The organism is Undibacterium sp. FW305-107, from assembly GCF_058788535.1.
Genome location: NZ_JBYTAV010000007.1, coordinates 1 through 14,782, shown reverse-complemented (window position 1 = coordinate 14,782; position 14,782 = coordinate 1). Strand labels below are relative to the sequence as shown.

The window sequence follows — 14,782 nt, the reverse complement described above, 5'->3', positions numbered from 1 at the left end:
TCGTAATTGGCCCGTTAATGTTGTCGATTAAGCAGGCAGTAAATCATTAATTTGCTGGTGTGCTGAAGCCAGTGATGCTTTTTCTGCATCCGGGCCCATGGCCAGGCCTTCTGCATAGACAAACTCTACATCGGTCATGCCCAGGAAACCAAAGAAGGTTTTCAGGTAGGGCATTTGTGTGTCATTTGGTGTATTGCGATACAGGCCGCCACGTGTCAGTACTACATACACTTTCTTGCCAGTCAGCAGACCTTCAGGGCCATTGGCGGTATAACGGAAAGTCACCTGTGCGCGGGAAATCGCATCTATCCAGTTTTTCAATTGAGCAGAAATACCAAAGTTATACATTGGTGCGCCAAGTACTACTACGTCTGCTACCTGGATTTCAGCAATCAGGGCATCATCCAGAGCAACGCGGGCTTGCTGTTCTGCTGTGCGCTGGTCTGCCGGAGTGAACAGGGCTTGCAATGCTGTTTCATCAAGTATGGGGTGGGGGTTACTGCCCAGGTCACGTACATTCACGGTGGCACCAGAAGATGTTTCCAATAAAGCCTCAACCAGGCTATTTGCCAGTTGCGTGGAATGAGAAGCTTGAGCACGGGCGCTGGAGTTGATTTGCAGGATGTTCATTTTGTGTTCCTTTCAGATAAAGAGTTGATGGACGTACTTTAATCGTTCCAAAAATATTCCGGAAGGCGTTAAAATGGATATCATTGTTCCAAAAATAGGAAAATAGAGGATCAGTATGAGGATGCGATCATGACCCTGGAAGCCAATGACCTTTTGCTATTTGCCCGCGTGGTTGAAGAAGGCAGTTTCAGCAAGGCGGCAGAGAAGCTGGGGGTGCCCAAATCGACCTTGTCGCGCCGCATATCTGCTCTTGAAGCCGAGCTAGGTGAGCGCCTGATCTTGCGCACCACCCGCAAGCTGACGGTAACTGACTTGGGACAAAGTGTCTTGCAGCATGCACAACATGTGCAGGAAGAAGTAGATGCAACGCTGGCCCTGACCCAGCACAGGCAGGCAGAGCCGAATGGCAGACTGAAAGTATCGATGCCTGGTGATTTTGCCAATCATCAGATGGGTGAATTGTTATCTGATTTCATCAGCAAATACCCTTCCGTGAACCTGGAGCTGGATTTGTCACCACGCCGGGTGGATTTGATAGGAGAGAATTTTGATGTGGCCATCCGGGTGGGTGACCTGCCGGATGACGCTTCACTTGCAGCAAGGGGACTGGTGCGCTTCAGCATAGGCCTGTATGCCTCACCCGCCTATTTGAAATTACATGGCGCGCCCGCAGAACCAGAAGCCCTGATGGAGCATGATTGCCTGCGCCTGACGGCACGTAATGGCGAACCTTCGATCTGGCGCATGGAAAAAGATGGTGCGGTCTGGGAAGGCATACCTCCTGGCCGGGCCAGCGCCAACTCACCCGAATTGCTGACGCGCCTGGCTGTTCGCGGCAAAGGCATCATCATGCTGGCGGATCATTTCGCTGGTCAGCATGTACACAAGGGAGAGCTGGTGCCCTTGCTGGAAGACTGGAAACTGCCTGAAATCACTGTCTGGGCAGTATTCCCTGGCCGTCGTCTGATGCCTGCCCGCACACGGGTTTTCCTGGATTCCTTGCAGGCTGAATTCTCGGGCCCACGTTGCCAGAAGATGCTGGAAGAAGTCAATGATTGCAAGACTGGACGTATAAGCATCAAGTCTTATTGAGCATGCTTATTGACCAGGACTTAGGTCAAGTTTCGGTACTGACCTTGTCCCAGTCATTTTCTTCTTCATACTGGCATAGCCAGTTAGCCGCCTGGTGCCATTCGCGCACCGCATCTGCATTCAGATTGCCGGGTGCATCCCGCCCAGTGATATGTGCGTGGCGAACTGCCCAGTGCAAGCGATACAATAAGTCCGACCAGTCCAGTACCTGCCCCTTGCGGCGCGGCTTCATGGCTGCCTGTAAACGCTCGGGCGCTTCCATCGCATGCGGGAAGAATTTCAGGATTTGCTTGAGGTTTGCTACTTGCGTAGGTACCGCCAGCTTGTCGGTCAAACCCGCAGCCCATGCCAGGAAATACAGAGCTTCGTGCCTTTGCAGAAACTGCTTACGCAATTCTTCAGTGATGTCATCTGCAAACAGAAATGCGTTTTCCTGCGCTGACAAACAAGCAGCCAAACCATGCGCGTCCAGATAGGAGCGATAGTGTGCCACATCACCACCAGTAGCTACCGCAGTCACCGCCCACAAGGCCAGCATGCGCTGCATCAATTCTTCAGGCGTGCGCAGTTCCACTTCTTCATCAGACTCAATCACATGCAATTGCACATTGATGCGGATACCACGTTTATGCAATTCCAGTTCGGAAGCTTCTTTGCGTTGCTCTGGGCTCATTATTTCTTCAATATTGTTAATCAATTCACTCGCTGATAACGAGCAGACGGATTATCCCAGATTTTGCTCTGTTAAGGAGTTACGGAACAGCGCAACTCCATGCCTCTACAGGCATTAGAATGTCTGATTGTTACCTGTTATTGCAAAGCTTATATGTCTGAAACCAAAACCTTCCCCGCCCTACAGACCGCCAACTACCAACTACGCCGCATCGTCGCCACCGACATGCCCGCAATTTTTCGCGGATTATCCGACCCGCGTGTTACTGAATATTATGGCATCAGCTATGACACCCTGGCATCAAGCCAGGAACAAATGGACTGGTATGAACAGGTCTGGCTAGATGGCTCAGGCCTGTGGTGGGGCATTTGCAGCAAAGAGGAACCTGAACAATTGATAGGCACTTGCGGCCTGCACGAATGGGAACAGGAACACCATTGCGCCGAAACCGGCTTCTGGCTTTCGCCCGACCACTGGGGCAAGGCTGTCATACCGGAATGCCTGGACGCCATGATCACTCACTGCTTCCAGCACCTGGGCCTGCACCGCTTGCAAGCCATGGTAGAGCCAGAGAATATCGCCAGCTGGCGCTTGATAGAAAAACTGGGGTTCCGGCTTGAAGGAGTGTTGCGGGAATGTGAATTCAAGCATGGGCGCTATGTTGATCTTAAATGCTATTCCTTGCTGGACAGGGAGTTTGGTTTTAAGCAGGGTAGCCTCTGATTTGCAAGGACGGCAGGCCAGGCTTTGTATGGGGAGTACGCAGTTGGCCTGCCGGGTTGCAAAAGCTAGGAGATAAATCACGTAAAGCGGTGGCGTTGCTGTTGCGGTTGGGTTTGACTTTGGGGTTGCAGCTGCTTTTGAATTTTGTAGTTCCCGTGTGTAGACGCCGTTTGTGCTGTACAGAAAATGGAAAAAGAAAGACCGATGTTTGAGCGTAGCGAGTTTTCGGACTTTCCCATTTTTTGTATTGCACAAACGGGAACCCCGCAGGGGCGACTACGCCTGGGTCGCCTTTCTTTGAGTACTTTCTTTGGCGACCAAAGAAAGTACTTCGGCCGCCGGGCCGAGACCCGGCTTGTATCCACGTAGGGCAATCGCTTTAATCAAAGTACGGCAATACAACGACCGTCACTGGGCTCCAGCCTGCGCTGGAGCGACGACATATAGATTGCCGCTTATGGACATACCACGCGAGTAATCAATCCCTCTTCCCACTACCCCTCAATTTTCCCACTATGCCAACAGGAAAAAAATAAATCGACACCACAAACAATACCCCCAACCACAACATCCACCGGTCCGGATGCAAAGCATTCGCCAGCAGCGGCGCATCAGCCAAAGACGACGACGCCACCCCCATCAAACTCTTCAAATAATTTTGCGCGAGTATGAACAAGGTCGCCCCAACCACCGCCCCATACATCGTCCCCATACCGCCTATCACGACAATCAATAAAATGTCTGTCATGACTTCAAAACTCAGCATAGTCTTGGGTCCTACATAGCGCAGCCACAAAGCCATCAGGGCACCCGCCATTGCCGCAACCAGCGCCGCGATGCAATTCGCCAGAATGCGGTAATACACAGTGCGGTAACCCAGTGCCTCGGCACGAAAATCATTTTCGCGTATGGCCTGCAAGACCCGGCCAAAAGGTGAATTGACAACGCGCAGCAAGAACAGGAATAACAGGGCGCAGCCTATGAACACGATGTAATAGGTAATCACCTTGCCATCGACAACGCGACCAAATATCTCAGCCTCGAACAGGCGGTAAGCAGGTGACAGCAAAGCAGGCGCGCTGAAAGTCTTGCCGTCTTCACCGCCTGTAAAATCTGACAATTGCGATGCCAGCACAGCAAAGGATGAAGCCACCGCCAGCGTGATCATGGCATAGAAAATCGCCCTTACACGCAAGGCAAACAGGCCGACGATCAGGGCCAGTACCAGCGTCACCAACAATGCTGCCAGCAAACCCAGAGCAGCCAGCCCCCATGATGGCGTGCCACTGGCCAGCGCCAGACCTATACCGTATGCGCCTATGCCAAAAAACATGGTGTGAGCAAAAGAGACTATGCCGGTGTAACCCAGCAACAGGTCATAAGATGCAACCAGGACGATGTAGACGCAGATGGTGGCAGCAGTGTTCAAAGGCCGCGCACCGCTGGTGATGAAGGGCGCGCAAGCCAGTCCGAAAAATATCGCCACCAGGATCACCGCCAGCCAGCGGTTACGCGGAAAATCATCCGACAGGATTTGTTTCATTGCATTCATGTCTTAACGCCTTACCACGGTGTACAGGCCAGTCGGACGCCACAGCAACACGGCGATCATCAGCAAGATATTCGACACCAGCGCCAGCTTGGGCACCAGGAAGCCGGCATAATTGGCCACCAGTGCCATCAGCAAGGCGCCAATGAAACAACCACCGACCGAACCCAGGCCACCAATGATAATGACGATAAACACCATGACCATGATGTCACCGCCCATGGCTGCAGTCAGACTTTCTTTATACAAACCCCACATGACACCACCGAGGCCAGCCAGTGCCGAACCGGCAGCAAACACCAGCACGAACAGGCGGCGTATGCGGTAACCGAGCGCTTCTACCATCTCGCCATTTTCTACCCCTGCCCGTATCAGCAGACCCAGTTTGCTACGGTTCAGCACCAGGAACATGGCAACAAATACCAGCAAACCAACCACGACGGCGATCAGACGGTATTTTTCTATTGCAGCATCACCCAACAGGATTGAACCACGCAAGCTGGTCGGCAATGGCAGTGGAATTTGCTCTGCACCCCAGATGACATTGATCATCTGTTCTGCGACTATCATGCCGCCCATGGTGATGAGGATTTGCTTCAGATGCTGGCCATATACGGGCATGATGATAACGCGCTCGAACGCCCAGCCCAGCAAACCGGTTGCCAGCATCGCCAGCAGGATAGCCAGGCCAAGTGCCGTCAGGTTCATGAGCAGCGAATCAGCTTCCATCCAGCCATGCATGGGCAACAAAACCAGCGTGGCGACAAAGGCACCAACGGATACAAAAGCACCGTGACCAAAATTCAATACATCCATCAAGCCAAAGATCAGGGTCAGGCCGCTGGCCATGATAAAGATCATCATGCCCATGGCCAGGCCTGCGACGGTCAGGGTGATCCAGGTCGGGAAACTGCCCACCAACGGCAGCATCAGCAAGGCCAGGGCCGGCACCAGTACCAGCGGCCAGATATCGCGTGGCGCTGTCGGCAGGCTGGCAACTTCTGGCTTTGCGGTATTGTCCAGAACAGTATCTGTCATTATTCTTCCTCTTGCTTTATTGATGCGCAGCCAGTGACAGGCCCAGCAAGTGCTGTTGCAAGTCATTGTCTTCAGCCAGTGCCTGCATGCCGCCGGTATGGACGACACGGCCATCATCCATGACGGCCACAGTATCCCCCAGCTTGCGCACGAAATTGAAATTCTGCTCGACCAGCAAGATGGTGGTGTCGCTGGCTTTCAATTCATTGAAGGCGGCCATCAGGCTAAGGATGATGGCGGGTGCCAGGCCCTTGGTCGGTTCATCCACCAGTATCAATTTGCGCGGCTCAACGATGGCACGGGCAATCGCGACCATTTGTTTTTGGCCACCGGACAGATTGCCTGCCGGGTAGTTCCAGAATTTTTTCAAGGCCGGAAAAAAGCCGCATATCCATTCAACACGCTGATTATCGAGCGGACCATTGCGTGCGGCCAGCAGCAGGTTTTCCTTGACTGTCAGGTCTGAGAATATCGCCATGCTTTCAGGTACATAGGCAATGCCCAGCTGGGCAATGTCTGGCGTTGCCATGGCAGTGATATCGCGGCCATCGAAATGTATCTTGCCCTGGCTGGCTTTCCACAAGCCCATGATGGTGCGCAAAGTAGTAGTCTTGCCTGCGCCATTACGCCCCAGCAAAACCGAGAGACCGCCACGCGGCACCTGCATGTCCACGCCTTGCAGGATATGGTATTCACCGATATGGGTATGCACACCGGCCAATGTCAGTAAAGCTTCAGACATGTTGCTCTTCCTTGGTTTCCGGGGCAACGCCCAGATAGGCTTCCTGCACGATGGCCGATGCCATGACACTGACAGGTTCACCATCTGCCACCAGCGCGCCGTTATGCAGGACGATGATGCGGTCAGCGAGTGAACGTACAACATCCATCTTGTGTTCTACCAGCAAGATGGTTTTCTTGCGTTCTGCCTTGACCTGATGGATCAGGTCCAGCACTACCGGCACTTCATCAACACTCATGCCTGCCGTGGGTTCATCGAACATCATGATTTCAGGCTCCAGCGCCAGCAGGATCGCAACTTCTAATTTGCGCTTGTCGCCATGTGAGAGTGCGGCGACTTTGTCTGATTTGCGGTCTGCCAGTGCAACCTTTTGCAAATAATGCTCTGCACGTTTCAACAGGCTGGCATGGGATGACCATAGAGAAAAAATATTCAAACCCAGGCCTGCCCTGCTTTGCACAGCCAGACGCACATTTTCTATGACTGACAAATTAGGAAAGAGATTGGTCAGTTGAAAAGCCCGGCCTATACCTCTGCGCGTGCGTTCAGCCGCCCCCTTGCTGGTGATGTCCACACCAAACAGATGCACGCTGCCTGCACTGGCAGGCAGTTGCCCAGACATCAGGTTGAAGTAAGTGGTTTTACCCGCACCGTTAGGGCCGACGATGACAGTCAGGGTGCCGGGATAAAAGTCTGCCGTTACCTGGTTGACGGCCACATGACCGCCAAACCTTATGCTGAGATCACGTGTAGATAGCGATGGTGCACCACTCATAGCTTCGCCTGCCATCATCAGCGCTTGTTCTTGACCGGGACTGGCAATTCGCTGGCGGGTATTTCCCTGACCAGTTCCAGCAAATCCCATTCACTCTTCTGGTCTTTCTTGATCTTGAAATGGTACATGGATTGCATGGCCTGGTGATCTTCCTTGCGGAAATTCATCTTGCCTTTAGGTGTGTCAAATTCCATGCCTTCCATTGCCGTGATGAGCTTTTCAGTATCAGTGGATTTGGCCTTGCTGATGGCTGTATACACGGCACTGGCGGCAGCAAAACCGCCCGCAGTAAAGAAATCAGGCGGTGCCTTGAAACGCTTGGTATGCTCCGCCACCAACCAGTCATTCATCTTGTTTTTGGGGAAGTCGTAGTAGTAATAAATCGTGCCCTGGGTTCCTACATAAGTCTTCCAGTTTTTCATGACTGGCAGGATATTGCCACCGGGAGCCAGAGTAATGCCGAAGCGTTCCGGCTTCATGTCAGCCAGCTTGTTCATGGGATTGGGACCCGCCCAGATGATTTGCAAGACTCGCGGTTCTGGCTTGTCTTTCAGCACATCAAAAATGCGCTGAGCCGCTGCGGTAAAGTCGGTCGTGTTTTGTGCCGCATATTCTTCATGGACTATCTTGGCCTTGGCACCGACTGCACTCAATGCATCCTTGGCTGCTTTCACGCCATCACGGCCAAAAGCATAATCCTGCGCCAGGAAGGCAATACTGCCACCGGACTTGATGGTGCTGGCAGCAGCCAGGCCATCCTGCATGGAATTGCGGCTGGTGCGGAAGATGTAGCGGTTCCATTTTTCACCTGTAATCGCATCAGCCACTGCCGGTTCTACGATGAGTACCTTTTTATATTCTTCTGCCACTGGCAGCATCGCAATCGCTGAACCAGAAGAACTGGTCCCGACTGCGATATCAGCCTTGTCATCACCAAAGGCTTCGGCCAGTGCAGTGCGTCCCAGGTCAGGCTTGCTTTGGTCATCCTTGACGATGACCTTGAGCTTGCGACCATTGATTTCCATCTTGCCGCCGGTCAGGTATTCCAGGCCCATCATGAAGCCGGTTTCGGTTTCCTTGGCATAGGCTTCCAGTGCACCGGTCTTGCCTGCGATCAGGGCAATTTTCAAATCTTGCGCCAGACTGCTGGCTGAGGCGAATACGCTGCTCAGGGCCAGACTCAGACAGACGAGTTTAAAGCTGTTTTTTTGTTGCATTTTGTCTCCTGCTAGTTTTACGTTGTGGTCACTGTGGTCACTGTCATATTACGCAGATGTTGTAGACGGCATTTTCCATGCTCTTTTTTTTGACTGTGCCCATAAGCATACTGCAAATCGCCTAATCCACTGTGGCTAAAAATTCCCTGATAGCTTTTTGTGCCTGCGCTTCCATCAGCATCGGTGCGTGGCCTACGCCATTCACTTCAGCATATTGCATGTCGGGTGCCAGGTCTTGCATATAGGCGAGTTGTTCAGGTTCGACCAGATCCGACAAATCGCCGCGTATCAACAGCACAGGCCGGTTTCTGGCAAGACGCCGGAAAGCAAAATTGGCGACCCAGGATTTGCTTTTCAACTGACCGGTTTGCAAGGGCCTGGCAATATTCGGATCATATTGCAGTGCCAGCTTGCCTTCGACATTTGCCGCAAAAGCCCGTCTGGCCCACTTGCCCCATTCTTCCACACTATTATCCGGGAAAGCAGACAGATTGACCTGGCGTATATAGTGTGTAGCCTCTTCCCAGTCATTCACTTCCACTGTCTTGCCGGCAAAGCCGGCGATCCTGCCTAATCCCTTGGGAGACAAGGCTGGTCCCACATCATTGAGGATGGCGGCAGCAATCAAGTTCAATTTGCGCGCTGCCACCGTCATGGTGATGAGCCCCCCCATGGAGGTGCCTATAAACACTGCCCGGCCTATGCCCAGGTCACGGGCGAGCTTGATGACATCATTCGCATACATGACAGTATTGTAGTGTTCGGGGTCGGCGTCATGCTGAGAGCGCCCGCGCCCCCTGACATCGACCGCAATCACACGCCTGCCCTGCTCTGCTATCCACGGTGCCAGCTCTTCAAAATCGCCAGAATTGCGGGTCAGACCATGGATGCAGATGACTGCACATTTGGCCTGGCCGCCACGCGACGGATAATCCCGCGCATACAACTGCAGGCCATCGCTACTGGTAAAGCTGATGTCAGTGAAAGTAGTCACGCAATTTCCTCTCGCTGTCACAGACTAGAAGCGGTATTCAACCGTGGCCGAGACTGTCCGTGGATTGCCATAGAAGGCAGTGGTAGTGCCTTCCAAACCCAAAGTCGGGAAAAGATAACCGGCAACCTTGTATTTGGTATTGCTGAGGTTCTTGCCATGCAGGCCGGCACGCAGACGCTTGTCTGTGCTGGTCCAGACCAGGCTGGCGTCCCACAGCGAATAAGCATCCTGATCCAGCAAGGCATTTGGTGTCTCGAACTGGTTGGTCGCGCCACGGTAAGAATAGCTGGAGATCAGTGACAGTGTGCCATTCTTGCCTATCATGTTGAGCGGCCAGTCATAGCTCGCTGTCAGGTTGGCGGATTGCTTCGGCGTATTCTGGAATACTTTCTGGCTGGCGACATCGACACCGGCCACGATGAATTGCGTGTACTTGGCGTCGATATAGCTGAACATACCAGACAAGCGGAAAGCGTCAGTAACACGCGCTGTCGCTTCCAGCTCAAAACCCTTGATGCGAGCCTTGCCTGCATTGGTGGTGACGCCAGCAAAATTATCATCCTTGCCGTCACCATCTGTATCCACCGCGACCGAGCCAGGTATCTGCACGTTCTTGTAATTACTGAAGAACAGTGCGGCATTGGTCATGATGCGGCCCTTGTCGAATTGCGACTTCAAGCCCAGTTCCACAGTTTCGATTTCTTCCGGCTCGTAACCCATTTTTGCCTTGGCCAGACTGATCTTGGTGCCAACCACATTCATGCGCGGATCAAAGCCACCGCCCTTGAAGCCTTGCGACCAGGATGCATACACATTGTTATCGGCATTGGCTTTCCAGTTCAGCGACAGGCGCGGGGTGAACTTGGTATCCGTACGGTCAAGATCGCTCTTGGTCAGATTGGTGTCAGTGCGGAACAGCACTGCACTTGGATTACCCATTTCAGGTGAACTCTTGGTACCCAGATACAGCTGACGCAAGACTGCAGCCTGGCGCGTGTCCGAGGTATAACGGCCACCAGCAGAAACGCTGATCGTGTCCGACAAACTCATGCTGCCATCGGCAAACACCGCCCAGGCCTTGGTATCAACGTCACCCATGGTATACACCGACAGGGGCAAGGCACCATTCAGGAGGGTATCGAATTTGTTATAGGCATTGGCGTCTATGTAATACACACCGGCCACACCCTGTATCGTCTTGCCGCTATAACTGAGTTGTAATTCCTGACTGAACTGGCGGTTTTTGTAGACGGCCGGTGCTTCCAGATCAACCACAGGCAGGGAATCAAAATCGATAGGCGCATAAGATGTATCACGGCGGCTGGCAGTGATGGATTTCAAGGTCAGCTCATTATTGATCTGCCATTCAATCAGGGCAGAACCACCGCTTTGTTTTACTTGCTGCAAATGACCCAGCGCCGTCGTCAGATTGGCGCGGGTATCAAATACATTGTCGAGTATCGGTGCCTTGCTGGCATTGCTGACTGTCAGGCGATGGCCGTTCTTGGGGCTGGAATCATCCTGGCTGGTATCGGCTGATACGCGTATGAACAGGTTATTAGTTGGTGTGAATTCTGCACTCAGACGGGCAGCGGCTACGTCCTTGTCATAATTTTCTGCACCGGTCAGCAGATTTTTACCAAAGCCATTGCGCTTGAATTTTGCCAGCGATGCACCAACCCTGAGGCTGTCTGATACCGGAGTACTGGCCGTCAATACGGCATCGGTCTGGCCATATGTGCCTACCGTGGCTTTCAGGCGTACATCAGTTTCCGGGCGCAGTTTGCGTGTCACATATTTGACGGCACCACCTATGGTATTGCGACCGTACAAAGTACCCTGAGGGCCACGCAAGACTTCTATGCGTTCTACATCATAGATATCAGCCACGGCACCCTGCGGGCGGGCGATATACACATCATCCAGATAAATACCAACACCGGCTTCAAAACCGGCCAGCGGGTCTTGTTGACCAACACCGCGGATGAAGGCTGTCAGCGTTGAATTCGTCGCACGCGAAGCTTTCATGGTCGTGTTTGGCAAACTTTGTACCAGACCGACGATGTCAGGTATTGCCGTTTTAGAGAGCTGATCAGCAGAGAAAGCCGTGACGGATACTGGCACATCTTGCAGGGATTCTTCACGGCGGCGGGCAGTCACGACTACCGTGGTCGGTTCTGCATTGGCTGTTTCAGTCGTTGCCGGAGGCGTTGTTGTTTGTGCCTGGCTGATGCCACTGCCTGCAACGGTTCCTGATGCGACCAACAATGCAGCGGCGGACTGACGTAAGAATTTCTGCTTTCTCTTGCTCTGGTTCATTTATGTCTCCTGTATTTTTTATGTGCGCCTTTTAGAACGCGTTTACGATCTGTAGCGAGCGAGCGTCAGCGGGGTCGGGGTAACAAAAACGCAGCGCAAAAAGCGGAATGTACTTAAGTACATGAGCATTTTGAGCAGCGCATGAGCCCCGATCACGCACGCACAGTAAGATCGCAAACACGTTCTTACATGTTGTATGTCGCATGGCAGGCAGTGTGCACGGAAAGGAAAAACCCAGAAAGCGCATGCACGCCCACCGTTTGTGCATAAATGCACATCAGAGTGAAGACAGCACTATTAAAACTGCCCACTTGTTGTGCAAAACCCCCAATTCTTTCATTCTTGCAAAGAAGAAATGGATTAAACCTTGCCGCTGTATGTGCTTTGTCGCACAATTGGCTGCATGAATAGCATGCCTGAATGGACTGACCTGCGTTACTTCCTGGAGCTTGCCCGTGCTGGCACGCTTTCGGGTGCATCGCGTCGGCTGGGGGTCGAACATACAACAGTGGCACGCCGCATAGACAGGCTGGAAAGCCAGCTTGGCTCCACCCTGTTTGACCGCAGCCGTGAGGGCTATGAGCTGACCGAGATGGGGCATGCCCTGCTCCCCCATGCCGAAGCCATGGAAAGTGCTGCCCTGACTGCCACCGATCAATTGGGGGCTGCCAGTGTCTCCGCCCACGGCGTCGTCCGCCTGGGAGTGCCGGAAATGTTTGGCACCCTGGTCATCGCCCCTTTATTGGTACATCTGCTCAAAGACCATCCAGAACTGAGTGTGGATTTATTGGTACAACCCCGTTTCGCCAACCTGGCAACCCGCGAGGCAGACCTGGGTGTCATGCTAGACCCGCCGAATACCGGGCGCTATGTGTTTACCCGTCTGGCTACCTTTCGCCTCAACCTGTATGCCTCGCCTGATTATTTGGCGCGCCACCCTCCCATACGCAGTGAAGCTGACCTGGCTGAGCATGAATTTGTCGATTATGTGCAAGATCGCTTGGCCAGCAATGAACTCAATTTCCTTGACAAGCTGGGTTTTACGCCAAAAAGGCGCTTGTGCTGCACTGGCATGATGGCGCAATGCGAAGCCGCAGCGGCTGGCATGGGCTTGATCATGGCACCGCCGTATGCCATCCCGGCTAGCGGTACTCTGGTACCGGTTTTGCAGGACAGTTTCTTTACCGAGCGTTCTTACTGGCTGGCTGCACCCAGTGACTTGTACCGTCTGCAAAGAGTGCGTGTGGTCTGGAATCTCTTGCGTGAATATGCCGAGCAACACCCTTCCCTGTTTATGCATACGGAAAGCAACAAATCCTGATACACGCACTGTGTACAAATTGGAAATCGACTAAAATCAGCGCATCTCTACCCACGTCAGCCTTATCACTTATAGGGCCAGCCAAGATTGGATAAGCAATTGCCCACTGCCGCTCTGGATACCAGCCAGTTACAACATTGGCTAGCCGCCGTCGCCCGCAAAGACGCGCAAGCATTTAAATTACTGTATGACGCCACTTCAGCGAAACTGTTTGGCTTCGCGCTGCGTATATTAGTTAAGCGTGAGTTGGCAGAAGAGGTTTTACAAGAGAGTTTTGTCAACATCTGGAATAACGCAGGCAGTTATCAGGCCGGTTTGGCAGCACCGATGACCTGGATGACAACGATAGTACGCAATCGCGCTTTCGACCTCCTGCGCCGTGTTGATCACGATGTAGAAATAGATGCTGACAATTTTGATATGGGAATCATGCAAGCCATGGAAAGCACTGAGCCGACACCAGCACAGACGCTGGAATTGACTGAGGATGCCAAAGCACTGGCGTCTTGCATGTCACGTCTGGAAGGTTTGCACAGGCAGGCAATGGCGATGGCATTTTTCCATGATCTCTCGCACAGCGAAGTGGCAGAACATATGAAACTGCCGATAGGCACAGTAAAAACCTGGATCAGGCGCGGACTCGACAAATTGCGTACCTGCCTCACACGTCTGGAGGCATGATGAATTTGCACCAGATAAAAAATAATCCGGCTTTGCAAGAAAAATTGGCCTCTGAATATGTGCTGGGCACCCTGCGCGGTGGCGCACGCCGCCGCTTTGAAGCCTGGCTCAAACAGGATGCGGCCCTACGCCAGGTGGTAGGCAAATGGGAGGCACATCTGGTTCCCATGGCTGAATTTGCACCTGCTGTCACAGCACCTGCAGCCGTCTGGCCAGCACTGGAAAAGCGCCTGAACCTGAGTACCACCAAAGATCCATTTGCCTACTGGCGCAACTGGGGCAAATTGCGCGAGGACCTGGCCTTCTGGCGCGGCCTGGGCATGTTCTCGACCACTGCCGCCGTGGTGCTGGTATCAGTCTTGCTAAGCAAACAGGCGGATCAACAGCAAGCAACACCACAAGCTAATTATGTCGCCACTTTGTTGGATGACAAGGCACAGGCTATCGCAGTGATTACCGGCGACAGCAAGCGCGGCCAGTTACAGATACGTATGGTGACAGCGCAAAACATCGCTGCCGACAAGAGCCTGGAACTGTGGGCTGTGGGCAAAGACGGCAAGGTCAAGTCGCTGGGCCTGGTGGCCGACAAAGGCATCATCACCCTGCCCATGCCTAAAGACATGACCGCAGACAGCGTGCCTTTGCTGGCGGTGACGCTGGAACCAAAAGGTGGATCGGGCAATCCTGAAAAACCATCTGGGCCAATTATATTCAAGGGAAATTGGGTGCAGATTTAAAAGGACGAATGGAATCGCGATCTTTACTGGAGGGATGAATAACCGAGTCCCTGAGAAATATAAATATCGGTCGCGATGACGTTGCAGTTGATTTTGACGTCGAATTCCGATGTGTCGATGCCTTTGATGCGAGGCGGAAAATGGATGAAGAAATACCCGTGCTTGAGCGAAGCGAGTTTCGGGGATTTCCCATTTTTTGACTTGCAGCAAAGGGATGTAGTGGTCTAATTTGCCAGGACAGTGAAATAAGAGGAAACTCAATCACAAAGAGGCCTCAACATGATGAAGAAA

General features: G+C 52.8%; 14 protein-coding genes. 5 read left to right on the top strand and 9 right to left on the bottom strand.

All coding sequences use genetic code 11. The annotated features are described in order from the left end of the window. Window positions 1–27 precede the first annotated feature (27 nt). Window positions 28–630: an FMN-dependent NADH-azoreductase gene (locus AC3WQT_RS16045; RefSeq protein WP_492705099.1), complete on the bottom strand. Its 603-nt coding sequence runs from the start codon at window positions 628–630 to the stop codon at window positions 28–30. A 129-nt stretch (window positions 631–759) separates the two neighbouring features. On the opposite strand from AC3WQT_RS16045, the gene AC3WQT_RS16040 reads away from it, so the two are divergent. After that, entirely contained in the window at window positions 760–1,722 is a 963-nt protein-coding gene (locus tag AC3WQT_RS16040) for a LysR family transcriptional regulator (protein ID WP_492705097.1), read from the top strand. 25 nt (window positions 1,723–1,747) lie between these two features. Here AC3WQT_RS16040 and AC3WQT_RS16035 read toward each other — a convergent pair whose 3' ends face one another. After that, window positions 1,748–2,395: a DUF4272 domain-containing protein gene (locus AC3WQT_RS16035; RefSeq protein WP_492705095.1), complete on the bottom strand. Its 648-nt coding sequence runs from the start codon at window positions 2,393–2,395 to the stop codon at window positions 1,748–1,750. Window positions 2,396–2,548: 153 nt separating this feature from the next. Here AC3WQT_RS16035 and AC3WQT_RS16030 point away from each other — a divergent pair, with 153 nt between their 5' ends. Continuing rightward, entirely contained in the window at window positions 2,549–3,118 is a 570-nt protein-coding gene (locus AC3WQT_RS16030) for a GNAT family N-acetyltransferase (RefSeq protein ID WP_492705093.1), read from the top strand. 478 nt (window positions 3,119–3,596) lie between these two features. On the opposite strand, the gene AC3WQT_RS16025 is transcribed toward AC3WQT_RS16030, so the two are convergent. The 7 genes from AC3WQT_RS16025 to AC3WQT_RS15995 all read right to left on the bottom strand — a co-directional run bounded on the left by AC3WQT_RS16025 (window position 3,597) and on the right by AC3WQT_RS15995 (window position 11,752). Then, a complete protein-coding gene (locus AC3WQT_RS16025; RefSeq protein ID WP_492705636.1) occupies window positions 3,597–4,661 on the bottom strand; it encodes a branched-chain amino acid ABC transporter permease in 1,065 nt (354 codons plus the stop codon). A gap of 12 nt (window positions 4,662–4,673) precedes the next feature. Continuing rightward, window positions 4,674–5,705 carry a branched-chain amino acid ABC transporter permease gene (locus AC3WQT_RS16020; RefSeq protein WP_492705091.1) on the bottom strand — a complete coding sequence of 344 codons (1,032 nt, stop codon included), beginning with the start codon at window positions 5,703–5,705 and terminating at the stop codon, window positions 4,674–4,676. Window positions 5,706–5,721: 16 nt separating this feature from the next. After that, a complete protein-coding gene (locus tag AC3WQT_RS16015) occupies window positions 5,722–6,447 on the bottom strand; it encodes an ABC transporter ATP-binding protein (RefSeq protein ID WP_492705089.1) in 726 nt (241 codons plus the stop codon). After that, window positions 6,440–7,222 carry an ABC transporter ATP-binding protein gene (locus AC3WQT_RS16010; RefSeq protein ID WP_492705087.1) on the bottom strand — a complete coding sequence of 261 codons (783 nt, stop codon included), beginning with the start codon at window positions 7,220–7,222 and terminating at the stop codon, window positions 6,440–6,442. The genes AC3WQT_RS16015 and AC3WQT_RS16010 overlap by 8 nt, the downstream gene beginning before the upstream one ends. Before the next feature lie 17 nt (window positions 7,223–7,239). After that, window positions 7,240–8,439: a substrate-binding domain-containing protein gene (locus AC3WQT_RS16005; RefSeq protein WP_492705085.1), complete on the bottom strand. Its 1,200-nt coding sequence runs from the start codon at window positions 8,437–8,439 to the stop codon at window positions 7,240–7,242. Window positions 8,440–8,560: 121 nt separating this feature from the next. Further along, a complete protein-coding gene (locus AC3WQT_RS16000; RefSeq protein ID WP_492705083.1) occupies window positions 8,561–9,433 on the bottom strand; it encodes an alpha/beta fold hydrolase in 873 nt (290 codons plus the stop codon). 24 nt (window positions 9,434–9,457) lie between these two features. Beyond that, on the bottom strand, window positions 9,458–11,752 hold the full coding sequence (locus AC3WQT_RS15995; RefSeq protein WP_492705081.1) for a TonB-dependent receptor: 2,295 nt from the start codon (window positions 11,750–11,752) through the stop codon (window positions 9,458–9,460). Window positions 11,753–12,164: 412 nt separating this feature from the next. Between AC3WQT_RS15995 and AC3WQT_RS15990 the strand changes: the two genes are divergently transcribed. The 3 genes from AC3WQT_RS15990 (at window position 12,165) to AC3WQT_RS15980 (ending at window position 14,491) form a co-directional block, all read left to right on the top strand. Next, window positions 12,165–13,073, top strand: coding sequence for a LysR family transcriptional regulator (locus AC3WQT_RS15990; protein WP_492705079.1), 909 nt, complete (start codon window positions 12,165–12,167; stop codon window positions 13,071–13,073). 99 nt (window positions 13,074–13,172) lie between these two features. Continuing rightward, the gene (locus AC3WQT_RS15985) at window positions 13,173–13,754 is read left to right on the top strand and encodes a sigma-70 family RNA polymerase sigma factor (RefSeq protein WP_492705077.1); all 582 of its coding nucleotides are present in this window, start codon (window positions 13,173–13,175) and stop codon (window positions 13,752–13,754) included. Then, window positions 13,751–14,491: an anti-sigma factor gene (locus AC3WQT_RS15980; RefSeq protein ID WP_492705075.1), complete on the top strand. Its 741-nt coding sequence runs from the start codon at window positions 13,751–13,753 to the stop codon at window positions 14,489–14,491. Before AC3WQT_RS15985 ends, AC3WQT_RS15980 begins: the two co-directional genes overlap by 4 nt. Window positions 14,492–14,782: the final 291 nt, after the last annotated feature.